Source organism: Oryzicola mucosus (assembly GCF_014534685.1).
Taxonomy (GTDB): domain Bacteria; phylum Pseudomonadota; class Alphaproteobacteria; order Rhizobiales; family Rhizobiaceae; genus Oryzicola; species Oryzicola mucosus.
On sequence record NZ_JACVVX010000003.1, the window covers coordinates 81,494 to 104,902 of the forward strand.

At 61.9% G+C, this 23,409-nt stretch carries 23 protein-coding genes; 16 read left to right on the top strand and 7 right to left on the bottom strand.

Features of this window, described 5'->3' with window-relative positions:
- Position 1 precedes the first annotated feature (1 nt).
- The 3 genes from ICI42_RS10685 to ICI42_RS10695 form a co-directional block, all read right to left on the bottom strand.
- Entirely contained in the window at positions 2-1,375 is a 1,374-nt protein-coding gene (locus tag ICI42_RS10685) for an aspartate aminotransferase family protein (RefSeq protein WP_188164562.1), read from the bottom strand.
- A 53-nt stretch (positions 1,376-1,428) separates the two neighbouring features.
- On the bottom strand, positions 1,429-2,922 hold the full coding sequence (locus ICI42_RS10690; protein WP_188164563.1) for an NAD-dependent succinate-semialdehyde dehydrogenase: 1,494 nt from the start codon (positions 2,920-2,922) through the stop codon (positions 1,429-1,431).
- A 117-nt stretch (positions 2,923-3,039) separates the two neighbouring features.
- The gene (locus tag ICI42_RS10695; RefSeq protein ID WP_188164564.1) at positions 3,040-3,534 is read right to left on the bottom strand and encodes an Lrp/AsnC family transcriptional regulator; all 495 of its coding nucleotides are present in this window, start codon (positions 3,532-3,534) and stop codon (positions 3,040-3,042) included.
- 83 nt (positions 3,535-3,617) lie between these two features.
- Between ICI42_RS10695 and ehuR the strand changes: the two genes are divergently transcribed.
- The 12 genes from ehuR to ICI42_RS10755 all read left to right on the top strand — a co-directional run bounded on the left by ehuR (position 3,618) and on the right by ICI42_RS10755 (position 15,851).
- Positions 3,618-5,003: a MocR-like ectoine utilization transcription factor EhuR gene (gene ehuR / locus ICI42_RS10700; protein ID WP_188164565.1), complete on the top strand. Its 1,386-nt coding sequence runs from the start codon at positions 3,618-3,620 to the stop codon at positions 5,001-5,003.
- A 390-nt stretch (positions 5,004-5,393) separates the two neighbouring features.
- Positions 5,394-6,179 carry an ectoine/hydroxyectoine ABC transporter ATP-binding protein EhuA gene (gene ehuA, locus ICI42_RS10705; RefSeq protein ID WP_188164566.1) on the top strand — a complete coding sequence of 262 codons (786 nt, stop codon included), beginning with the start codon at positions 5,394-5,396 and terminating at the stop codon, positions 6,177-6,179.
- A gap of 73 nt (positions 6,180-6,252) precedes the next feature.
- Positions 6,253-7,116, top strand: a complete 864-nt coding sequence (gene ehuB, locus ICI42_RS10710) for an ectoine/hydroxyectoine ABC transporter substrate-binding protein EhuB (RefSeq protein WP_407945149.1) — start codon at positions 6,253-6,255, stop codon at positions 7,114-7,116.
- A gap of 221 nt (positions 7,117-7,337) precedes the next feature.
- Positions 7,338-7,997 carry an ectoine/hydroxyectoine ABC transporter permease subunit EhuC gene (ehuC, locus tag ICI42_RS10715; protein ID WP_188164568.1) on the top strand — a complete coding sequence of 220 codons (660 nt, stop codon included), beginning with the start codon at positions 7,338-7,340 and terminating at the stop codon, positions 7,995-7,997.
- 34 nt (positions 7,998-8,031) lie between these two features.
- The gene (gene ehuD, locus ICI42_RS10720; protein WP_188164569.1) at positions 8,032-8,691 is read left to right on the top strand and encodes an ectoine/hydroxyectoine ABC transporter permease subunit EhuD; all 660 of its coding nucleotides are present in this window, start codon (positions 8,032-8,034) and stop codon (positions 8,689-8,691) included.
- Positions 8,688-9,479, top strand: a complete 792-nt coding sequence (gene eutA / locus ICI42_RS10725; RefSeq protein ID WP_188164570.1) for an ectoine utilization protein EutA — start codon at positions 8,688-8,690, stop codon at positions 9,477-9,479. The genes ehuD and eutA overlap by 4 nt, the downstream gene beginning before the upstream one ends.
- The gene (eutB, locus tag ICI42_RS10730) at positions 9,476-10,483 is read left to right on the top strand and encodes a hydroxyectoine utilization dehydratase EutB (RefSeq protein ID WP_188164571.1); all 1,008 of its coding nucleotides are present in this window, start codon (positions 9,476-9,478) and stop codon (positions 10,481-10,483) included. The genes eutA and eutB overlap by 4 nt, the downstream gene beginning before the upstream one ends.
- A 199-nt stretch (positions 10,484-10,682) precedes the next feature.
- Positions 10,683-11,675, top strand: coding sequence for a cyclodeaminase (locus ICI42_RS10735; RefSeq protein WP_188164572.1), 993 nt, complete (start codon positions 10,683-10,685; stop codon positions 11,673-11,675).
- Between the two features lie 46 nt (positions 11,676-11,721).
- Positions 11,722-12,900, top strand: a complete 1,179-nt coding sequence (doeA, locus tag ICI42_RS10740) for an ectoine hydrolase DoeA (RefSeq protein WP_188164573.1) — start codon at positions 11,722-11,724, stop codon at positions 12,898-12,900.
- 2 nt (positions 12,901-12,902) lie between these two features.
- Positions 12,903-13,907 carry a N(2)-acetyl-L-2,4-diaminobutanoate deacetylase DoeB gene (gene doeB, locus ICI42_RS10745; protein WP_188164574.1) on the top strand — a complete coding sequence of 335 codons (1,005 nt, stop codon included), beginning with the start codon at positions 12,903-12,905 and terminating at the stop codon, positions 13,905-13,907.
- A 96-nt stretch (positions 13,908-14,003) separates the two neighbouring features.
- Positions 14,004-14,888, top strand: a complete 885-nt coding sequence (locus tag ICI42_RS10750) for a DMT family transporter (protein ID WP_188164575.1) — start codon at positions 14,004-14,006, stop codon at positions 14,886-14,888.
- A gap of 108 nt (positions 14,889-14,996) precedes the next feature.
- On the top strand, positions 14,997-15,851 hold the full coding sequence (locus ICI42_RS10755; protein WP_188164576.1) for an aldose 1-epimerase family protein: 855 nt from the start codon (positions 14,997-14,999) through the stop codon (positions 15,849-15,851).
- Between the two features lie 104 nt (positions 15,852-15,955).
- On the opposite strand, the gene ICI42_RS10760 is transcribed toward ICI42_RS10755, so the two are convergent.
- The 4 genes from ICI42_RS10760 to ICI42_RS10775 all read right to left on the bottom strand — a co-directional run bounded on the left by ICI42_RS10760 (position 15,956) and on the right by ICI42_RS10775 (position 18,983).
- Complete coding sequence (locus tag ICI42_RS10760) at positions 15,956-16,222, bottom strand: nitrate reductase (protein ID WP_210317145.1); 267 nt, start codon at positions 16,220-16,222, stop codon at positions 15,956-15,958.
- A gap of 72 nt (positions 16,223-16,294) precedes the next feature.
- Positions 16,295-17,299 (bottom strand): CobW family GTP-binding protein, encoded by a 1,005-nt coding sequence (locus tag ICI42_RS10765; protein ID WP_188164577.1) that lies wholly within the window; start codon positions 17,297-17,299, stop codon positions 16,295-16,297.
- A gap of 27 nt (positions 17,300-17,326) precedes the next feature.
- A complete protein-coding gene (locus tag ICI42_RS10770; protein WP_188164578.1) occupies positions 17,327-18,502 on the bottom strand; it encodes a CobW family GTP-binding protein in 1,176 nt (391 codons plus the stop codon).
- Positions 18,495-18,983: a Fur family transcriptional regulator gene (locus ICI42_RS10775; protein WP_210317147.1), complete on the bottom strand. Its 489-nt coding sequence runs from the start codon at positions 18,981-18,983 to the stop codon at positions 18,495-18,497. The genes ICI42_RS10770 and ICI42_RS10775 overlap by 8 nt, the downstream gene beginning before the upstream one ends.
- Positions 18,984-19,023: 40 nt before the next feature.
- On the opposite strand from ICI42_RS10775, the gene ICI42_RS10780 reads away from it, so the two are divergent.
- The 4 genes from ICI42_RS10780 (at position 19,024) to zigA (ending at position 23,318) form a co-directional block, all read left to right on the top strand.
- Positions 19,024-19,164 carry a hypothetical protein gene (locus ICI42_RS10780; protein ID WP_188164580.1) on the top strand — a complete coding sequence of 47 codons (141 nt, stop codon included), beginning with the start codon at positions 19,024-19,026 and terminating at the stop codon, positions 19,162-19,164.
- A gap of 42 nt (positions 19,165-19,206) precedes the next feature.
- A complete protein-coding gene (aztC, locus tag ICI42_RS10785; RefSeq protein ID WP_188165047.1) occupies positions 19,207-20,145 on the top strand; it encodes a zinc ABC transporter substrate-binding protein AztC in 939 nt (312 codons plus the stop codon).
- A 68-nt stretch (positions 20,146-20,213) separates the two neighbouring features.
- Positions 20,214-22,013, top strand: a complete 1,800-nt coding sequence (aztD, locus tag ICI42_RS10790; RefSeq protein WP_188164581.1) for a zinc metallochaperone AztD — start codon at positions 20,214-20,216, stop codon at positions 22,011-22,013.
- Between the two features lie 81 nt (positions 22,014-22,094).
- A complete protein-coding gene (zigA, locus tag ICI42_RS10795; RefSeq protein ID WP_188164582.1) occupies positions 22,095-23,318 on the top strand; it encodes a zinc metallochaperone GTPase ZigA in 1,224 nt (407 codons plus the stop codon).
- Positions 23,319-23,409: the final 91 nt, after the last annotated feature.

Below are 23,409 nucleotides of genomic sequence, written 5' to 3' on the forward strand. Positions count from 1 at the left end.
ATCAGGCAAATACCGACCTGATCGCATCTTCCGTTGCGCCGACAACGATGTCGGCCTCTTCCCGTGTCAGGCACAATGGGGGCGCGAAGCCGAGGATGTCGCCCTGCGGCATGGCGCGGCCAATGACCCCGCGTTCGAGCAAGGCCGCGGCCACCTGGGGCCCGATCTTACGGGCAGGATCGAAGAATGTGCGGTCGTCCTTGTCGTCGACGAATTCGACGGCTGCCAGCATGCCGTCGCCCCGGACATCCCCGACATTCGCATGACCGCCGACCGCCTGCGTGAGTTGTTCGCGGAAATAGGCGCCCGTCGACCCGGCATTCTCGACCAGGCCGAGTTCGTCGATCAGTTCCAGATTGGCGATGCCGGCCGCCGAACAGAGCGGATGCGCCGCGTAGGTCCAGCCATGACCGATGGCGCCGAGTTCGTCCGAACCCTTGACCAGAACCTGCCAAACCTTGTCGGAGACGATGACGCCCGACAGCGGCGCATAGGCCGAGGTAAGGCCCTTGGCTATGGTGATCAGGTCCGGTTTGATGCCGTAATGGTCCGAACCGAACATGGTGCCGAGGCGTCCGAAGCCAGTCACCACCTCGTCTGCCACCAGCAGCACGTCGTACTTCTTCAGCACGGCCTGGATTTTTTCCCAATAACCGGCAGGCGGCGGAACGATGCCGCCGGTGCCAAGGATCGGTTCGCCGATGAAAGCAGCGATTGTGTCCGGGCCCTCGGCGAGGATCATTTCCTCAAGCTTGTCGGCGCAATGCTGCGAAAACTGCTCCTCACTCATGGAGCGGTCTTCGCGGCGGAAATAATACGGCGCTTCGGTGTGCAGGATGGGCGCGCGCGGCAGGTCGAAGGCGTTGTGGAAGAGGTGCAGGCCGGTGAGCGAGCCCGTCATGACGCCCGAGCCGTGATAGCCGCGCCAGCGCGAGATGATCTTCTTCTTCTCCGGCCGGCCGAGCACGTTGTTGTAATACCAGATCAGCTTGATGTTGGTCTCGTTTGCGTCCGAGCCGGACAAGCCGAAATAGACTTTCGACATGCCCGCCGGGGCGCGGTCGATGATCATCTTGGACAGGGTGATCGAGGCGTCCGTGCCGTGGCCGACATAGGCGTGATAATAAGCAAGGTCCTTGGCCTGCGCGGCGATGGCGTCTGCGATCTTCTGCCGCCCGTAGCCGACATTGACGCAGTAGAGTCCGGCGAAGGCATCCAGGCTTTTGCGGCCGGTGACGTCGGTGATGTAGACGCCTTCGCCGCCCGCCATCACGCGGGTGGGCGTCTCGCCGCGCGCGTGCATGCCCATATGGGTCGAGGGATGGAAGAAGTAGTCGCGGTCCCAGGCGGTGCGTTCGTTGGACGGGTCGAGCATGGTTCAAACTCCTTGGTCAGTAAAATGAGGGATGGGCCGTTCCGGTTTGAACATCAGGCGGCGTCGAGGCAGAGATATTTGAGGTTCGTGAACGCCTCGATGCCGTGGCGCGAGCCTTCGCGTCCGAGGCCGGACTGCTTGACGCCGCCGAACGGGACTGGCGCGCCCGTTATCTTGACGCGGTTGATGGCGACCATGCCGTAGTCGAGCGCACGCCCGAGCCGCAATTGTCGCGCGCCATTATCGGTGACGACATAGGCTACCAACCCATACTCGGTTGTATTGGCGCGATCGATGACCTCGGCCTCGGTGTCGAACGGCGTCACCGCCGCGACCGGCCCGAAAGTCTCGTCGCGCATGATATCCGCATCGTCGGGCACATCGACCAAAACGGTCGGCTCGAAGAACAAAGCTCCGGTTGTGGAAACGGCACCTCCAACAAGGCATCGCGCACCCTTCGCCAACGCATCGGAAACCTGGGCTTGAACCTTGGCTACCGCGCGCGCATGCATCAGCGGGCCGATGTCGGTGGTGTCGTCGAGGCCATGGCCGAGCCTCAGCGTCGCCACCCGCACCGCGAAAGCCTTGCAGAATGCAGGATAGAGCGCGCGCTGCACATAGATGCGGTTGGCGGCCAGGCAGTCCTGGCCGGATGTCGCGAATTTCGCGTCCAGGGCGATATCGACGGCGCGCTCCAGATCGGCATCGTCGAACACCATCAGCGGCGCGTGCCCTCCAAGCTCCATCACAAGATGCTTCATGGTCGGTGCGCACTGTGCCGCGATCAGTCTGCCAATCTCGGTTGAGCCGGTGAAACTGAGCGCCCGGACGCGGCGGTCATTGCACAACTCGCCGACGAGGGTCGACGCATCGCCGGTGATGACGTTGAAAACGCCCGCCGGCAAGCCGGCGCGCTCGCCCAATTCGGCCAGTGCGAGGGCTGAAAGCGGCGTTTCCGACGATGGGTGGGCGACAACAGTGCAGCCGGCGGCAAGCGCTGCAGCTGCCTTCCGCGTCAGCATGGCGGCAGGAAAATTCCACGGCGTGACAATGCCTGCGACGCCTAGGGCTTCGCGCCGAACGATCATCTCGGCATGCGGCAGATGGCTGGTCACGCTCTCGGCATTCAGCCTTTTGGCTTCTTCGGCATACCATTCGACAAAAGACGCGGCATAATCAATTTCGCCGCGCGATTCCTTCAGCGGCTTGCCCTGTTCCAGCGTCATGATCAGCGCGAGGTCTTCCCTCGCAGCCAGGATCAGCTCGAACCAGCGGCGCAGGATGGCCGACCGCGCCTGCGGCAGCAGCCCGCGCCACGCCGGCAGCGCCGCGACGGCGGCATCAACGCCCAGTGTCGCCTGGGCAGCATCAAGGGCTGCGACATTGGCAATGACATCGCCATTGGCGGGGTCCGTCACCGCGAAGGAGGCAGCGCCGCTGCCCGCCGTCCACTTTCCGCCGACATAAGCCAGTTGGCGCTGGAGCTTGCGGTCGTTCAGCCCGTCCAGAGCGTGGCTGGGTGCTTCGGTCGCTCGTCTTGCGGTCATCGGGGCCTCCAAGGGTTTCCCGATGATAGGCCCATCATCCTAGCAGGATGGACCAAAGCCGATGCCGGATGCAGATAGTCCGATTATGGCGAGCCCGTTTTGTAGAGAGACTCTCTATCACGCGGCATTGTCGCCAAGCATACCGTCGACGAGAACCGGCTCGTTTTCCTTGACGGTTCGCGTCACAATGTATGTGAAATAGCGGTCGATGCCGATTTCGCGTTCGAGCAGCGAATCGACAAGGCGCTGATAGGCGTCGATGTCGCGGGCGACCACCTTCAGCATGTAGTCGATGCCGCCGCCGACCGACCAGCAACTGACGATTTCGTGCGTCTCGCGGATGACGCGTTCGAAGCGGTCGAAATCCGCCTGACGGTGGCTTCGCAAGGTGACTTCGACCAGCACCGTGGCGATCGGTGCCACCGAGCGCATGTCGAGCGCCGCATGGTAGCCGCGCACAATGCCTGCCTTTTCGAGCTTTCGCAGCCGGAGCCAGGCCGGCGTGGGCGACAGGCCGACCTTTTCGGCCAGGGCGAGCTTGGTGATACGCCCGTCGCGCTGGATGGCGTCGAGGATTTTCAGATCGATGGTGTCGAGTTTCAAGGCGTTCATTCCGACCCGCAAATGTGATGATCTGGAGCATGAAGTGGCGCAGGCCCCATTGTCAATTGAACTGATTTATATCTCTATAGGTCATGACAATTTGGCATCCCGATCCCAGTCTCATCAGGCGTCCGGCCTATCTCTCGCTGGCCGATCAATTCGCGCGTGCCATTCACGACGGGCGCCTCTTGAACGGCACGCGCCTGCCGACGCATCGCAAGCTCGCCTATGATTTGAGCCTATCGGTGCAGACCGTCAGCCGCGCCTATGAAGAACTGATCCGCCGAGGATTGATCTCCGGCGAGATCGGGCGCGGTAGCTTTGTGCAGACGATGCGCCGCGAGGTCGAGCCGCCCTATCTGCCGGAACGGCTAGGCGAGATTATCGACCTGTCGATCCTCAAGCCGGTCTGCGAACCCATGCATTTGGAGCGGATGAAGCAGGCGCTGACATGGCTGGGCGAAAATCTGCCATCCAGTTCGGCGCTGTCGTTCCGCCCCAACGTCGTTTTCCCACGCCATCGCGCCGTGGCGGTCGAGTGGATGAAGGCGTGCGGGCTGAGCGTGTCGCCGCAGAGCGTCAGCCTGACCAACGGGGCGACTGCGGCGATGACGGTTGCGTTGATGAGCGTCGCTCCGCCCGGCTCAACGGTGGCGACGGAAGCCATCGGCCACCACACGCTGGTGCCGCTCGCGCGCTATCTGGGTTTCAACCTTGAGGGCTTGCCCATCGATGAAGACGGCATTCTTCCCAATGCACTCGAGGAGGCCTGCAGGGAAGCCGATATTCGCGCGGTTTTCGTCCAACCCTCGGTCATCAACCCGACGGCAACACTGATGCGGGAGCAGCGCCGTGCCGAACTGGTCAATGTCGCGCGCAAGCACGACATTGCCATTATCGAGAGCGACGTGCTCGGGCCCTTGGTGGAAAACCGGCCGCCGCCGATTGCGGCGATGGCACCGGAGCGGACGCTGTATCTGACGAGTTTCACCAAGATCACAGTGCCTGGCCTCCGCATCGGCTATCTGGTCGCACCAGACCGTTACGCAGCCGCGGTCGCCAACCGGCATCTGGTGTCGAACTGGATGGCGACGCCTATTGTTGCCGAAATCGCTTCGAAATGGGTGACAGACGGAACCGCGCTGGAACTGGTGCGCTGGCAGCGAGCAGCGCTGATGCGGCGACAGCAAATCGTTGACGAAGTGCTAGGGGCCGGGCGTGTGCTGACGCATCCGAACGCGTTGCATTTATGGCTCCCGCTGCCGGATGACCGTACCGAAGAGGGCTTTGTCGCTCAAGCGCGCCTGCAGGGCGTCGGCATTGCGCCCGGCCTCTCGTTCAAGACATCCAATGCGCCTTGGCAGCCTGCCGTGCGAATCTCGCTGGGGTCGACCACCGAAGACGAGTTGCGCGTCGGTCTTGGCATCGTGGCGCGTCTGCTCCTAGGCGACCCCGAGCACCTGCTGCTGGCAATCTAGAGCGTTTCCTGTTTAGATTGAAGCCGTTCTGTTTCGCCGATGGCGAGGCGATCCGCCAGGAAGGCGGCGCAGTCCCGATGTGGTTCATCGGGCAAGCCGGCTGACACAGCGGGCGCCCGCCAGCGGGAAACCCTTCGGGCCGAGTTAATTCGGGTCAAATCCTTCGGGGCTCGTCTCGTCCGGGCCACCAGCCCGACCATCGACGATCCCCTCGACCTTGTCCCGAATTCCCATCGGCAGAACGATTCAATCTAAGCAGGAAACGCTCTAGGCAACGCGATCAAGAACCTGGCACAATTGTAATAATTGTCATGATTTTATTTTACGAATTGACATGATTTCATAAGTTACCCATCGTTTAGGGGTCGGATCGTCAAACCTGGAGAGACGATGACTGAGCCCATCATCAAGATAGACGCGATCAGCAAAAGCTTCGGCAACTTCCAGGTCCTGGACGGGTTGTCGATGCAGGTGATGCCGCGCGAGAAGCTTGCCCTGATCGGTCCTTCGGGATCGGGTAAGACGACGATACTGCGTATCCTGATGACGCTCGAGCGCATCGATGCAGGTCACATCGCCATAGAGGGCGAGCAACTCTACCACATGCCGAAGAATGGCGGACTGGTCGCAGCCGACGAGCGCCACCTGACGAAGATGCGCCAGAAGATCGGCATGGTCTTCCAGCTGTTCAACCTGTTTCCGCACATGTCGGTCATCGACAATGTCACGCTCGCGCCGATGCTGACCAAGGGCGTGGCCCGCGCCGCGGCCGAGAAGCGCGCAATGGAACTGCTCGACATGGTCGGCATGTCCGAAAAGGCCAAGGCCATGCCGGCGCAGCTCTCCGGAGGGCAGAAGCAGCGTGTCGCGATAGCCCGCGCTCTCGCTCTCCAGCCCAAGATCATGCTGTTCGACGAAGTGACGTCGGCGCTTGATCCCGAACTGGTCGAGGAAGTGCTCAACGTTCTTTGGAAGCTCTGCGCCGAGACCGACATGACCATGCTTCTGGTTACGCACGAGATGGGTTTCGCCCATGACTTCGCCGACCGGGTGCTGTTCTTCGATCGCGGCAAGATCGTTGAGGAGGGCAAGCCGGATGAGATGTTCAGCAATCCCAAGCAGGAGCGCACGCAGACTTTCCTACGCAAGATCATCGCGGCCGGACATCGGGTCTGACCGCAATGCCGTGGCAAGGCTTGGTTTCCTGTGCCGCGAAAACCAGAACAGTCAGAACGACAGAAGCAAAGGAATGGGAGCAATGAAAAAAATAGCGATTTTCACCGGCATAGGCGCTTTGGCGCTGGGAGCAGCGGTTGCCGTTTCGGTGCCGTCTTCGGCGCAGGACAACGCCAAGCTGGAACAGTTGAAGGCGCAGGGTTTTGCCCGCGTGGCCATCGCCAACGAGCCGCCCTACACGGCCGTTGGCGCCGACGGCAAGGTGTCAGGTGCAGCGCCCGATGTGGCGCGTGAAGTCTTCAAGCGCCTGGGTGTGCCGGACATCGTCGCCTCTATCTCCGAATATGGCGCGATGATCCCCGGCCTGCAGGCCGGCCGCCATGACGTGGTCACGGCGGGCCTTTTCATGAAACCAGAGCGCTGCGCGGCTGTCGTCTATTCCGAGCCGGTTTTGTGCGACGCCGAGGCGCTGCTGGTGAAGAAAGGCAATCCGAAGGGTTTCAAGTCCTATGCCGATTTCGCAAAGGACGGCGCCACGGTCGGTGCGCCCGGTGGCGGCACGGAAGAGAAGCTGGCGCTCGATGCCGGTGTGCCGCGCGCGCAGGTCATTGTCGTGCCGGACGGCCAGAGCGGCCTGAAGATGGTTCAGGATGGCCGCATCGACGCCTATTCGCTGCCGGTCCTGTCCATCAACGACTTGATGAAGAAGGCCGCCGACGAGAACCTCGAAGTCATCGCCCCCGTCGAAGGCGCGCCGGTTTATTGCGATGGCGCAGCCTTCAAGAAGGGCGACGAGGCGCTGCGCGACGCATTCAACGTCGAATTGGCCAAGATGAAGGAATCGGGCGAGTTCGCCAAGATCATCGAGCCCTACGGCTTCTCGGCGGCGGCGGCGATGTCGACTACAACGGCAAAGCTCTGCGCTCCGGCGCAGTAATGGCGCGACCCCACCTTCTCCCCTGTGGGAGAAGGTGTCGCCCTCGGATTTGCGAAGCAAGGATGAGAATAGGCGACGGATGAGGGGTGCTGGAAGGAATGAGACGTCGGACTTTGTCCAATACCCCTCATCCGACCTCCCCTTCGACAAGCTCAGGGTCGGCCACCTCTCCCGCAAGGGGAGAAGGCCACGCCGCGCAATGCCAGTCAGCTGGAGAATGCATGACCGATTGGTCCGGATATCTCAGCCTTATCCTGCAAGGCGCTGTGGTTACGGTGCAACTGACCGTGATGGGGTCGGCGCTGGCGCTCGTCATGGCGTTTGTGGCCGGGCTTGGACGGCTGTCGCGTTTCGCTGGGCTGCGCTGGCTGGCGACCGCCTATATCGAGTTCTTTCGCGGCACGTCGATCTTCGTGCAGCTGTTCTTCGCCTATTTCGTGCTGCCCTTCGCCGGGATTTCGTTGACGCCCCTGCAAGCCGGTGTGCTGGCGCTGGGCCTCAATGTCGGCGCCTATGCCGCCGAGGTGGTGCGCGGCGCGATCCTGTCGATCGGCAAGGAGCAGTACGAAGCCTGCATCGCGCTCAACCTCAGCCGCTGGCAATGCATGCGCCGTATCATCGTCCCGCAGGCGCTGCTTGTCATGCTGCCGACCTTCGGCAACAACGCCATCGAATTGCTCAAGGCGACCTCGGTGGTGTCGTTGATCTCGCTGGCAGACATGACATTCCAGGCGAATATCGTCCGTTCTCAGACCGGCAACACGCTGTTTCCGTTCGCCACGATCCTCATTCTCTATTTCGCCTTCGCCATGATCATCACCTTCTCCATCCGCGCGCTGGAACGACGTATGGCACGTGGGCTCGACGGAGTGCGCAACTGATGGCCCTGGCTCGTCCCGCAGGAAAGGCCCGCTGATGGAGTGGGATTGGAACTTCGTCTGGCAGATCATGCCCACGCTGATCGAGGGCGTGAAGATCACCATTCTGGCGACCCTGCTCGGCTCGGTACTGGCCGCGGTGGTCGGGCTCGGCATCGCGCTCGGACGGCGCTCCCCGAATCGTATTCTCGCGCGCGGCATCGGCTTCGTCGCCGAGTTCATTCGCGGCACGCCGCTTCTGGTGCAGCTTTACTTCATCTTCTACGTGCTGCCCGACATCGGCATCCTGCTCTCGCCGCTGGTGGCAGGGGTAATCGGGCTCGGCCTGCATTACGGGACCTATACGGCGGAGGTTTACCGCGCTGGTATCGACAATGTGCCGCGCGGCCAGTGGGAGGCCGCCAAGGCCTGCAATCTCAGTGCGCGCCAGACCTGGACGCGGGTCATACTGCCGCAAGCCATACCGCCGATGATTCCGGCGCTAGCGAATTACTTTATCGCTATGTTCAAGGAAACGCCGCTGCTGTCGGCCATCACGGTGCTCGAACTGATGAACCAGGCGAAAAGCGTGGCGAATACCTACTATCGCTACATCGAGCCGATAACGCTGGTGGGTGCGTTCTTCCTCGCGATCAGCCTTGTCGCGGTGGTGCTGCTGCGCTGGCTGGAACACCGCTACGGGAGGGTCGAGCGATGAACGCATCTACGCGCACACCAATCGAACTCGATCTCCGTGCCGACCGTCCAGTGCTTGACGCGCGGCCGTTGGAGAAGCGGATCGGCCTGATCGTGCTCGCCACCGACCACACCAGCGAGCCGGATTTTCGCCGCATGGTAGCCAGTGAACGGGTCGGCGTCTATGTCGCGCGAATTCCTTATGCCAATCCGACGACGCCCGAAAACCTGCGCAAGATGCAGCCAGCGCTGACGGCCGGGGCAGCGCTCATTCTGCCAGACGAAGGCCTGGACGCGATTTGCTATTCCTGCACCTCCGCTTCGGTGGTCATCGGCGATGGGGAGATTAAGGCGGCAATCCAGTCGGCCAAGCCGGGCGTGCCGGTGGTGACGCCGCCGCTTGCCGCCGTTGCGGGGCTCAACGCACTGGGTGCGCGGCGGATTAGCATCCTCACCCCTTACACAATCGAGACCAGCCGACCGATGGCGGACTATTTTTCAGCGCGCGGGTTCCACATCGATCGGTTCACCTGTCTTGGCTTCGACGACGACCGGGAGATGGCGCGTATTGCAACCGAAACCCTCTCCGACCTCGCAGCGGAAGCGATGGCGGGTCAGTCAGAGGCGCTGTTCGTATCCTGCACGGCGTTGCGGGCAGCGTCCGTGGTTCCCGCCATCGAGACGGCGATCGGCCGGCCTGTCGTCAGCAGCAACCAGGCGTCGGCCTGGCAGTGCCTGCGCCTGACGGGCGACCAGACGTCCTATCCTCAATTCGGGCGGTTGATGACGCTGCCGCTGTATGTATCATGACAGTTTCGACTGAAGATATCCGCGTTGCAGCCAGACGCATCGCCGGCACGATCGAGCCGACGCCCATGGTTCTGTCGGCCTCGCTGGGCGAGCTCGCCGGCGTGCCCGTCCATCTCAAGCTCGAGAGCAGGCAGACCACCGGCAGCTTCAAGCTGCGTGGGGCCAGCAATGCAATCCTGCAGTTGAGCGCTAGCGAGAGGCGGCGTGGCGTGGTCGCAGCCTCTACCGGTAATCACGGCCGCGCTCTTGCCCATGCCGCACAACGCGAAAGCGTGCGCGCTGTCATCTGCATGTCTAAGCTGGTCCCGACCAACAAAGTCGCAGAGATCGAACGTCTGGGCGCCGAGATCCGCATTGTCGGCAACAGTCAGGACGATGCGCAACAGGAGGTCGAGCGTCTCGTGGTTGAGCAGGGACTGGTGATGCTGCCGCCCTTCGACCATCCGCATATCGTGGCGGGCCAAGGCACGCTTGGGCTGGAGATGATGCAGGCGGTCCCCGATGCCGCGACAGTGCTTGTGCAACTCTCCGGCGGTGGTCTCGCAGCCGGCATCGCAACTGCGGTCAAAGGCATCAATCCGGCGACCCGTGTCATAGGCATTTCCATGGCGCGCGGTGCTGCGATGAAGGCAAGCCTTGACGCGGGTGGGCCGGTTTTTGTCGAGGAACTGCCGACGCTGGCGGATTCGCTCGGCGGCGGGGTCGGGCTCGACAACCGCCTGACATTTGCGATGTGCCGCGACCTGCTGGACGATGTGATCCTGCTTTCGGAAACCGAAATCGCCGACGGCGTCCGCCATCTCTACCGGCACGAGCGAGAGGTTGTCGAAGGCGCAGGGGCGGTTGGTGTAGCAGCGATCTTGGCTGGCAAGGTGCCCTCGGCGGGGCCGATCGTGGCGCTTGTGTCTGGCCGCAACATCGACATGGATCTGCACCGGCGGATCGTTTCGGGAGAGCGGACGGAATTCGAGACGATGGATGGTGAGCAGGGGAGGGCGGCGTGATGGCGTCCGCCCATCCCCCTCTGGCCTGCCTGCGATCGCCCCCTCAAGGGAGGAAATTAGAGGTTGCATCGGCTTTCGCCAATTGCAAGCGTTGCAGGACGAGCGGTGAGCGCGAAGCTTCCAATCTCCCCCCTTGCGGGGGAGATGTCCGGCAGGACAGAGGGGGGTGCCGTAGAGCGCAATCCGTGGAGGCATCCTCATGCCATCCATGACCATCCTCACCGAAGCCGAGCTGCGAAAGATCGTCAAACTCGATCTCGATGCGGTTGCTTGCGTCGAAAACGCCTTCCGGGCGCTGGCGACGGAAGCTGTCGCCATGCCGCCGATCCTGCGGCTCGACATTCCCGAGCATCGGGGCGAGGTCGACGTGAAGACGGCTTATGTTCCGGGCATCGACGCTTTCGCCATCAAGATCAGCCCTGGCTTCTTCGACAATCCGAAGCTTGGCTTGCCCAGCGTCAACGGCATGATGGTCTTGTTGTCGGCTCGTACAGGATTGGTCGAGGCGCTTCTGCTCGACAATGGTTATCTCACCGATATCCGGACGGCGGCCGCCGGCGCGGTAGCGGCAAAACACCTGTCGCGGCCCGATGCGTCGGTTGCAGCGATCTTCGGAGCCGGTGTACAGGCCGCGCTGCAGCTCGAGGCACTGACCCTGGTGAGGCCGATCGCCGAAGCGCGCATCTGGGCGCGCGACGCCGCCAAAGCGGAACGCCTGGCGGGTGCGATGCGCCAAAAGCTGGGGATCAGGGTTCGCGTCGAACCGGATGCGGCGAAAGCGACGTCTGGCGCCGACATCGTCGTCACCACCACGCCGTCGACCGAACCGCTGGTCCATGAGGGCCTCATTGTCAGCGGCCAACATGTCACGGCGATGGGTTCGGATGCCGAGCACAAGAATGAACTGGCGCCGGCCCTCATCGCCGTGGCTGACCTCTATGTCGCCGACAGCGCGCGGCAGGCCCGACGCCTGGGTGAACTGCATCACGCTATTGCCGCCGGCCTGATCGGCGCGGATGCCGAAGTGGCCGAACTTGGAGAGATCGTCGCCGGCTTGCGGCCAGGGCGCGCCGCAACGAACGACATCACCATCGCAGATCTGACCGGGACCGGCGTGCAGGACACGGCCATCGCCACGCTCGCCCGCGACCGGGCGCGGGCGGCGCATGCCGGTACCCCATTCGAAAGTTGAACTTATCCGGCCCGCGCCAGCGGACCCAACAAGCAGGACCGAGGACATGCAGCCCAATCTGAAATTCACCCGCGAGGAATATGCCGAGCGGCTGGCCAAGACCCGCCGCGCCATGGAGGCGAAAGGCGTCGATTTGCTGATCTGCTCCGACCCGTCCAACATGGCCTGGCTGACCGGCTATGACGGCTGGTCGTTCTATGTGCATCAGGCGGTGCTGGTCCCCCCGCAGGGCGAGCCCGTCTGGTTCGGACGCGGCCAGGACGCCAACGGAGCCAAGCGCACCGCCTATCTCACCCATGACAACATCGTGGGCTATGCAGATCACTATGTTCAGTCGACCGAGCGTCACCCCATGGACTATCTGTCGTCGGTCATTGCCGACCGAGGCTGGGGCAAGCTGACCATCGGCGTCGAGATGGACAATTACTACTTCTCGGCCGCCGCCTTCGCATCGCTGCAGAAGCATCTGCCGAATGCACGTTTGGTCGATGCCACGGCACTGGTGAACTGGCAGCGCGCGGTCAAGAGCGCAACAGAGATCGACTATATGCGCAAGGCGGCGCGCATTGTGGAGGCCATGCACCAGCGCATCGCGGAGAAGACCGAAGTTGGCCTTCGCAAATGCGACCTGGTGGCCGAGATCTACGATGCCGGTATTCGCGGCACACCCGAATTCGGTGGCGACTATCCCGCTATCGTGCCGCTGCTGCCGTCCGGCGCGGACGCATCCGCCCCGCACCTGACCTGGGACGACAAGCCGATGAAGTCGGGCGAGGGAACGTTTTTCGAGATCGCCGGCTGCTACAACCGCTACCACGTTCCCCTGTCGCGCACGGTCTTCCTCGGCAAGCCGACGCAGGCGTTCCTGGACGCCGAGAAGGCGACGCTGGAAGGCATGGAGGCCGGTCTGGAGGCAGCCAAGCCCGGCAATACCTGCGAGGACATCGCCAATGCCTTCTTCGCGGTGCTGAAGAAATACGGCATCGTGAAGGACAACCGCACCGGCTATCCGATCGGCCTGTCCTATCCGCCGGATTGGGGCGAACGCACCATGAGCCTGCGCCCCGGCGACAAGACCGAGCTTAAGCCAGGCATGACGTTCCATTTCATGACCGGTCTGTGGCTCGAGACGATGGGCCTCGAGATTACGGAGTCGATCCTGATCACCGACACCGGCGTCGAGTGCCTCGCCAATGTGCCGCGCAAGCTGGTGGTGAAGGACTGATCATGTCGGGCCAGAGTGATATTCGGCCGTCGCCGATCTCGCCGACCGTCGATTTCGACAGGGACGGCGTGCAGCATGGTCATCTGCGGCTGCCCTATAGCCGGGACGATTCGGCGTGGGGATCGGTGATGATACCGATCTGCGTGGTCAGGAACGGGTCGGGTCCGACAGCGCTCCTGACGGGCGCCAATCATGGCGACGAGTATGAAGGCCCCTTGGCCCTCTTCGATCTGGCGCGCCGGCTTGACGCCAGGGACGTTTCAGGGACGGTGATCATCGTCCCGGCGATGAACTACCCGGCGTTCAGGACGGGCACGCGCACTTCGCCGATCGACAAGGGCAACATGAACCGATCCTTTCCCGGCAAGCCGGATGGCTCGGTGACGCAGAAGATCGCCGACTATTTCCAGCGCGAGTTGCTGCCCCGCGCCGATATCGTGCTCGACTTCCATTCCGGCGGAAAAACGCTGGATTTCCTGCCCTGGTGCGCGGCCCATGTGCTGCCCGACAAGGCGCAGGAGAAGGCCTCGTTCGATGCCGTCGAGGCTTTCTCAGCACCCTGGTCGGTGAAGATGCTCGAGATCGACACCGTCGGCATGTACGACACCGCGGCGGAGGAGATGGGCAAGATCTTCGTCACAACCGAACTCGGCGGCGGCGGCACGTCGACCGCGGCGAGCGTGCGCATCGCACGACGCGGCGTCGCCAATGTGCTTCGCCATGCCGGTATTCTTTCAGGTGACGTCGAAACCGCTCCGACGACTTGGCTCGATATGCCGGACGGCTGTTTCTGCTTTGCCGAAAGCGACGGCATGATCGAAACAATGGTCGATCTCGGCGAGCCTGTGCAAGCCGGCCAAGTGGTAGCGCGCATCCATGCTACCGGTCGGACCGGGCTTGCGCCGCAGGAGGTCAAGTCGGGCATTTCAGGCCTGCTAGCTGCGCGGCATTTTCCTGGGCTGGTGCAGGTGGGCGACTGCGTTTCGGTCATGGCCGTCGAGGTCTGATCCGATCCAAGTCTGGCTGGATGCAAAGATCGGTGTGGCAGAGCTTTTTCTCATGCCGCGCTGATAAAGTGCCATGACGAACAGCCGGCTGGGGTCATGAAAACAATCGTAAAGCCTTCGGAAGGCTGGTCGCTCGCGGCCTTATTGCTCGCGGGCATCATCATCGGGCTGTCGCCAATCTTCGTCCGGCTGTCGGACATCGGGCCGATCAGCACCGCCTTCTGGCGGGTGACGCTTGCGCTGTTGCCGCTGCTGGTATGGCGGGCGGCGGAAGACAGGAAGGAACAGGCTAACCAGCAGCCACGGTCGCTGCGCGAGGTACTTGCCCTGGTGACCCCCGGAGCGATGCTCGCCGGCGACCTGCTGACGTGGCATATCTCGATCCACATTACGTCTGTGGCGAACGCCACGCTGCTCGCCAATCTCGCGCCGATCTTCGTTGTGCTGGGCGGCTGGCTCTTGTTCGGCAACACCGTCAGCCGAACCTTCCTGGCCGGTCTGGCTCTCGCCGTTGCCGGCGTGGCGGTCCTCAACCTCGGCGTTGCATCCGGAGGCGCCGGCGATTTGCGCGGCGATGCCATCGCGGTGGTCGCCGCCATGTTCTACGGCGGATACGTGTTGTCGCTGTCGCGCCTGCGCAGTCGTTACTCGACGCTGACGACATTGCTCTGGTCAACGGGTTCGGCGGCCGTGTGCCTTCTCCCATTCGCGCTGGTCTTCGAGCCCTCGATCTGGCCGCTCACAGCCTACGCATGGGCCATCGTCATTGCCCTTGCATGGATATGCCATATCGGCGGGCAGGGGCTGATCATCTATGCGCTCGCCGTTTTGCCTGCATCCTTCTCGTCGCTGACGCTGCTGATCCAGCCGGTCGTGGCGGCTTTTGTCGCGTGGCTGTTGCTGAACGAGACGATCAGCGCGTTTCAGGCGCTCGGCGGCGTTGTTGTCATCGCCGGCATTTTGGTGGCGCGGCGGGGATGAATGCGCCTCGCCAGTATTGTGTAACTCCCGGGCAATATGCATTGAAGCTGGGATGCATGGTTATGTGCAGCCCAAGCGCAATTCGCATTTTCGAGGGAGCAGACACTCATGATCCGGCTTGTTAGCGGCGATGCCATCGCCGAGTTCGATCTCGTCGGCGCGGAGCCCAAGCGATGGTTCGCCGGAGGCAAGGAGCGGCTCTGGACGCCAAGCCCGGAGTATTGGTGGCCGGACATCGCGCCGAACCTTTTCCCGATATGCGGCGCGGTGCGTGACGCCACCATCCAGGTGGACGGCATTGCCTACCCCATGCCGATCCATGGCTTTGCCCCCACCATGCCATTTGAACTGGTCGAGCGGTCTGCGGATCGGGCTGTTTTCAGGCTGGAGGACAATGCGGCCACCCGCAAGCACTACCCGTTCGCGTTCAGGCTCGATGTCGTCTACACGTTGTCGGCCGACGCGTTACGTGAGGAACTGGTCGTGACCAACAGGGGCGATGTACCATTGCCCTATGCGGTGGGCGTGCATCCCGGTTTTGCTACCGGTGTGCTTGAGCAGAACGTCTGGACGCTTCGTTTCGACGAGCAGGAGGCCGACAGAGTGCCGACCATCGCCACCGGCGGCATATTCACGTCCGAAACGCGCAGCGTGCCGTTCGAAGGCAAGAAACTGCCTCTGTCTTCGGAGATTTTTGCGCCTGGCGCCTTCTGTTTTCTCGATGCTGCAAGCAAGGGGGTTGCCCTTGTCGATGAGACGGGCGGTGGCGTTCGGGTTTTGCTGGAGGACATGCCGCACATCGTTTTGTGGACCAAGCCCGGCGCGCCCTATGTCTGTATCGAGGGGTGGACGGGACATGGCGATCCTGCTGGCTTCGAAGGAGACCTAAAGGACAAGCCGTCGATGAGATTTCTCGATCGCGGCGCCTCCGCCACGCATGCGGCCACCTACACTATCCTTTGAGCATGTAGGTTCGGCCGTTCAGGGCAACGGGTCGTTGCGCAGCACGAAGCGCAGAACCATCTCCACGGCAGTGCGTGACGCGGCCTTTGGCAAGCGTGGAAAGCTCAGGCCTGTTCGGGTTCAAGGTCGCGCCGCCTCACCTCGCCGATCGGCTTGTGAATGCGGAGCGTCTCGATCTTCTCGTTTGGCCGCATGATGCCGATAACGGTCTCGATGTCCGGGCAGCCTTCCTCGCGGCAGGTCAGTTCAGTGATCGAGACAGCGACTTCGTCATCAAGGCCATAAAGTTCCCGCACCCATGCCTTGATTTCCCGCGATTTTTCGGGAAGGGCCCGACGCGGCGCAAACGGGTTCGCAAGGCGGTTCATCATGATCGTGTCTCCGCGCACTGCAAGTCCGGCGGAGCCCGCCGATACCAAAGGGCAAAGTCTTTCGGTGCCGGCTCAAGCGCTCAGCAGCGCGGCCGCTTCCGGTTCTGCCAGACACCTCATGAAACCATCCTCAATCACGTCCCTCGGCAGATTGCGGCCGATAAAGACGAGGCGGCTGACGCGGGGTTCGTCCTTCTTCCACGGCCTCTGGTGATCGCCTTCCAGCAGCATGTGGACGGCTTGCACGACGAAGCGGTCGTCATCATCCTTGAACGACAGGATGCCCTTCATGCGCAGCATGTCGATGCCGAAGCGCTGTGTGATCATCTGGACCCATGGCAAGAACTTGTGCGGATCAAGCGCCGTCTCTGTCACGAGCGAGAAACTGGTCACATGATCGTCGTGGTGGTGATCGTGGTTGCCCTCCAGGAAGTCCGGCTCGACTTCGAGAACCCGATCGAGATCGAAGGCCCCGCGATCAAGCACCTGGTCGAGGGGCACGTCGCAACGCATCGACTGCCTGATTGTCGCCGTCGGATTGATCTTGCGGATGCGGGCCTCGACGGCAGCCAGTTCCTCAGGCGTCACTAGGTCTATCTTGTTGAGAATAACGATGTCGGCGAAGGCGAGTTGTTCCTGCGCCTCGTGAGCCTGATCGATTTCACTCAGCAGGTGCTTCGCGTCCACGACGGTAACGATGGCGTCGAGCTTCGTCTTCTGGCGCACTTCGTCGTCCACGAAGAAGGTCTGGGCGACCGGCGCCGGGTCCGCCAGACCCGTTGTCTCCACCAGGATGGCGTCGAAGCGGTTCTTGCGGCGCATGAGGCCCTCGATGATGCGGATCAGGTCGCCGCGTACGGTGCAGCAGATACAGCCATTGTTCATCTCGAACACTTCTTCGTCGGCGTCGACGATGAGGTCATTGTCGATGCCGACCTCGCCGAACTCATTGACAATGACGGCGTATTTCTTGCCGTGCTGTTCGGAGAGGATGCGGTTCAGGAGGGTTGTCTTTCCGGCCCCGAGATATCCGGTAAGTACGGTGACGGGCGTTTGTTCAACTGCTTGAGCGGGCATTGGTCGTCTCCAGATGTTTCGTTGTGATCAGTCGATCAGGACGCGCGCCAAACGGGCTGTCCCGGACCTGAAAGTGTCTGCAACTGCCGATGCAATTCTACTCAGCGCTCGTCCTGCCTGGATCTGCTTGCCATCGAGGGCGGCTTCAAAAAGCTGCCGCACCGGCTCCGGATCGATGCCGTCGGTGATGAAGACCAGGCGGGTCTGGCGATCCTCGCTGGGCCAGGCGTCCAGGATTGTCGGGGGATAGACAGCGTGCTGTACGACATGAATGACACGTGGCTGTTCCGGCTCGTCCCGATCCTGCACCAGGCCCTTGACCCTGAGCAATCGAGGGCCCGCCGACATCGAAAGGACATTTAGAAACTTCCCGAAGGCTTCACGCCCAATCGGCTCGGTACGCGTGATCGCAAATGTGCGGATTCGTCCTCCATGGCGCGCCAGGGGAGACTTGCCCGATTGCCCGGTCTCCGTTGCGCCGTGACCGTCGTTACCCCGAATGGCCTCCTCCAGGGCCAGCCATCCGGTCACATCATCGCCAAGCGTGGCGGGTGTGTAGGCGCGTCGTTGGAAGAGAACGGCTGGATCGAAATTTGACTGGTGTGCATCGTCGATCGTGGCGGCTGGATTGAGTGCCGCGAGATGTTCCTTGAGCCGCCCAATGTCTCGGATCGAGGCAGGATCGCGCGCAAGGTCCGTCTTGGTCAGCACAATGCGGTCGGCAAAGGCGATCTGTTTGGCTGCCTCGAAATGGTTTTCGATAGACAATTCGCTTGTGACGATGTCGACGAGCGTGACGACGCCCGCCAATTCGTAGTTTCGAGCAACAAGATGATCGCGCAGACCAAGGGCCGGAGCACCGCCCGGCATGAGCTGGTTCACGAGCGGCGCTGGATCGGCAAGCCCGGTGGTCTCGACGATGACACGGGCAAAGGAGACCTCGCCAGCATGCGCAAGAACGTGAAGCTCGTGCAGGGTCGATCGAATGTCGCTGCCGACCGTGCAGCAGAGGCATCCCGTGGTGGTACGGGCGACTTGCGTCTTGCCGATACGCACGAGCTCATGGTCGAGCCCGACATCACCGAATTCATTGATGATGATGGCAGTGTCGGCGAAGGCTGGATCCGCAAGAACGCGATTGAGCAGCGTGGATTTTCCCGCCCCCAAAAAACCTGTCAGCACAAAAACCGGCGTCTTACCCATGTGCGCAGCTCTCGCACAGGCCCGAGAGCTCTATCGTGGTCGCGGTCGTGCGAAAGCCTTCTTTCCTGGCGAGCAGTCGCAACACCCGATGCAATTCTGGATCGTGGAATTCACTGGTCCGCCCACAGGCTCTGCATATCGCGAAAGCTGCGTGACCATGATTGCCGCACTCGAGCCCGGTGCATAGCGCGTAGGCGCTGAGGCTTTCGATCTTGTGGACAGTTCCATCACCGATGAGTTGATCGAGAGCCCGGTAAATCTGAAGCGGTGCGCGCAGTCCGTCCTCCCGCAGAAGCTCGAGAAGCTCATAGGCTCCCAATGGCTTTTGCGCTCGCTCCAGCGCATCGAGCACGAGCTGACGATTGCGTCCGTGCCGGCGATTGGTCGAGGAGATCACATTGGGGGCAACGGTAGCGGTCATCGGTAATGCTATAACATTTTTCATTGACGAATGTTCTAACATAACATAGTCGATCGTCAAGACCGGAGCCGACTGGCTTTGACGAAGACGGAACCAAAATATGGCTGCATGCGCAACCTTCATCGACCCGCTGGGCTACGACAGCTATCCGGCGGACCATCACGTGAATGGGATCACGGCGCGCTCGGCAGGCGGTCGTCGTGGGCCTGCACGGCGCTTGCGCGACCGCGGCCGCGCTTGACGGTTAGCGCAGCCTGACAACTACCGGGATATCTGAATGACAATGATGAAACTGACCCGATTTGGCGCGAGCCTGATTGCGGTATTGTTTGCCGCGTTCGTGCTGCCTGCGCGTGCCGAGACGGAAAAACTCTCCGTGGTCGCCACGTTTTCCATCATCGGCGATTTCGCGCGCGTTGTCGGTGGCGACCGGATCGAACTGCGGACGCTGGTTGGCCCCGACAGCGATGCGCACGTCTACGCGCCCAAGCCGGCCGATGCCATTGCGCTGGCGCGCGCCGATGTCGTTCTGGTGAATGGGCTGTTGTTCGAGGGCTTCCTTCAGCGTCTTGTCGAGGCAAGCGGCACATCGGCAGCGATCGTGACACTGACGGATGGTGCGGACATCGTCCATGATCCTGATGGCGGTCACTACCACTACGTGAATGGCGAGGCGATATTCCACGCCGCGCCGAACGATCCCCATGCGTGGCAGTCGGTCTCGAACGCGAAGGTCTATGTCGAGAACATCGCCCGCGCCTTTTGCACCGCCGACGCTGAGGGCTGTCCAGCTTATGAGGCGAACGCCGCAGTCTATCTCGATGAGTTGACCGCCCTCGGCGACGAGATCAGGCGGGCTGTCGATGCCATTCCCGAAGATCGGCGTGTGGCCGTCGTCGCCCATAACGCCTTCCGCTATTTCGAGCGCGACTACGGCGTAACTTTTCTCGCTCCACAAGGCGTATCCACGGAATCGGAAGCCTCGGCGGCGGATGTCGCCTCGCTCATTCGCGAGATCCGGGAGAAGCGGGCAGCAGCCGTCTTCGCCGAGAACATTTCTGACGCACGCCTCGTTGAACAGATTGCCTCGGAAGCTGGTCTTACGCTTGGCGGCACACTCTATTCAGATGCGCTTTCGCCAGTCGACGGTCCTGCCTCCACCTACGTCGACCTGATGCGCCACAACGTCAGCACGCTCGGCGCGGCGATCACTGGCAACTAGGCATCCACGAACACAGGCTGTCTGCGACCTGCGCATGTAATGTAATATCGTAAAGAAGGAGAGAAGGAATGAGACGTTTGACCCTGGGTGCCTCCGCACTCGCCATTGCTGCCACTCTTGGTGGCGGCGTTGCATTCGCTGACGAGGATGACGTGACCGCCTGGCGGCTGTTCGTTTCGGACCACGCTGAACCGGTCGTCAAGGTGATCGACGCGCTCGACGGCGACCTGCTCGACACCTTTAAGGTCGAGGGACCGGCGACGCTTCACCGCACGTCGAGTGGCGCGGCGGTGTTTGCGGTTCAGGGCGGTGCCGGCGAGGTCAATGCGATCAAGAGCGGCATCGCCTTCCACGATCATGGCGATCACGGCGATATCGACATCGATGACGCCGAGCTCTTGCATGTCCCTATCGACGGATCGAAGCCGGCACACTTTGTCGAAGTTCAGGGCAACATCGCACAGTGGTTCGATGGCGAGGATGAGGTCCGCGTCTTCACCGAAAAGGCGGTCCTCGAGGACAAGCTGGACGTTCGCACCGCTAATGTCGGCGCGCCCCATCACGGCGTTGCGGTTCCCTATCAGAACCATGTCGTCGTCTCGATCCCGAACCCGGAAGACGCGTCCAAGCGGCCGATCGGCGCGCGCGTGGTCGACTTTGAAGGCAACACGGTCGGTGAAGACGTCGCGTGCCCCGGCCTGCACGGTTCGGCAGGTTCAGGCAGCCTCTACGCGCTGGCCTGCGACACCGGTCTGCTTCTGATCAAACAGGAAGGTGGTGCGCCGACCATCGAACACTTGCCCTACGCGTCATCGCTTCCCGAGGGCAGTTCCTCGACCCTGATCGGCGGAAAGGGACTGCAATATTTCATCGGAAACTATGGTGCCGATCGCATCGTCATCGTCGATCCGTCCGAGGGTGAAAACGGCTTTCAGCTCGTGCAGCTTCCCACCCGCAGGGTGCATTTCACGGTCGATCCGATCCGCTCGCGCTTTGCCTATGTGATCACCGAGGACGGCCAGCTTCACAAGGTCGATGTGCTCGACGGCAAGATCGCGCAGTCGCTCAAGGTGACCGATCCCTATTCGATGGACGGACATTGGAGCGATCCGCGTCCGCGCGTGGCGGTCGCCGGCGAGAACGTTATCGTCACCGATCCGCTGAATGCCAAGTTGCATCTGGTGAATGCCGAAACCTTCGCGGAAGCCGGCGAGATTGCCGTGGAAGGCAAGCCCTTCAACATCGTCGCTGTCGGCGGCAGCGGCAAGGTTCACGACGACGATGGCGAGGAGGCTCATGCCCACAGCCACGAGCATGCTCACAGTCACGGGGACGACCAGATCTACAAGGGCTACTTTGAGGACAGTCAGATCAAGGACCGCGCCTTGTCGGACTGGGAAGGCGACTGGCAGTCGGTTTACCCCTATCTCCAGGACGGGACGCTCGATCCTGTGATGGCGCACAAGGCGGAAAGTGGCGAACAGACTGCCGAGGAGTACAAGGCGTATTACGAGGTCGGATACAAGACTGATGTCGAGCGTATCACCATCGACGGCGACATCGTCACCTTCTTCAAGGACGGCAAGCCACTGAAGGCCCGTTATGCCAGCGACGGCCATGAGATCCTGACCTACGAAAAGGGTAACCGCGGCGTTCGCTTCATCTTCAAGAAAGTGGAAGGCGATGCGGATACGCCAGAATACTTCCAGTTCAGCGACCACAAGATCGCCCCGGCCAAGGCTGACCACTATCACCTCTACTGGGGCGACGATCGTGCGGCTCTGCTCAAGGAAGTGACAAACTGGCCGACCTACTATCCTTCTTCGCTGAACGCGAAGGAGATCGTCGAAGAGATGATGGCGCACTGACCGCGGCGCTCCTCTTCGAACGCGCCCGGCCGGAACTCGGCCGGGCGCGCCTCCTGACTTCCCACCGACATAGAGGCCGCCATGCCTTCCGAAGCCACATCGTCAAACCGCCTGCCAGTCACCGTTCTTTCCGGCTTTCTCGGAGCAGGCAAGACGACCCTTCTCAACCACGTCCTCAACAACCGTGAAGGTCGCCGCGTCGCTGTCATTGTCAACGACATGAGCGAGGTGAACATTGATGCGGCGCTCGTCCGCGATGGTGGCGCGAACCTTTCGCGGACCGACGAACAACTGGTCGAGATGACCAATGGCTGCATCTGCTGCACGCTGCGCGACGACCTCTTGAAGGAGGTCCGCAGGCTCTCGCAGGAAGGGCGCTTCGACTATCTCCTGATTGAGGGCACCGGCATTGCCGAGCCGCTACCCGTAGCGACCACCTTCGAGTTCCGCGATGAAAACGGCGAGAGCCTGTCGGACGTCGCGCGCCTCGACACCATGGTGACGGTGGTCGATGCCGCGAACCTATTGAAGGATTACTCCTCCTCCGACTTCCTGCGTGACCGCGGCGAGATCGCCGGCGAGGGCGATGATAGAGCCTTGGTCGATCTTCTGGTCGAGCAGATCGAGTTTGCCGACGTGATCGTGCTGAACAAGGTTTCCGATACGCCCCCACAAGATCTTGACCTCGCGCGCAAGATCATCCGCGCGCTCAATCCCGACGCCGAACTGATCGAGGCGGATTTCGGCCGCGCGCCGCTGGACAAGGTTCTGGACACCGGCCGCTTCGACTTCGACAAGGCGGAGCAGCACCCGCTCTGGTTCAAGGAGTTGAACGGCTTCAAGGACCATGTGCCCGAGACCGAGGAATACGGCATCCGCTCCTTCGTCTATCGCGAGCGGCGGCCATTCGACCCGATGAAGCTCCAGGCTTTCATCAACAGATCATGGCCAGGCGTGGTGCGCGCCAAAGGCTTTTTCTGGCTTGCTACTCGCCCGCATTATGTCGGTGAGCTTAGCCAGGCGGGAGCTCTGATCCGCACCGGCAAGCGCGGCCTGTGGTGGGCGTCCGTTCCGAAACACCAATGGCCAGACCATGCCGATTGGCGCGCTTCCATGAAATCCTATCTCGATCCGGTCTGGGGAGATCGACGGCAGGAAATCGTCTTCATCGGCTGCGATCCGATGGATGAGGCAAGCATCCGCGCCGAGTTGGATGCCTGCCTCGTTGCGGAAACCGACTTCATGCCCGGCCGTTGGCGCGACATGGCAGATCCGTTTCCAAGTTGGGAAAGGCAGGCAGCATAACCGTCGCCCGAGGCATTGCACGCGCTGATGGTGTATTCGGAGGACTGAAGGCGGGTCGCATTTCAGAACAAACAGACTGTTCAAGCCATCC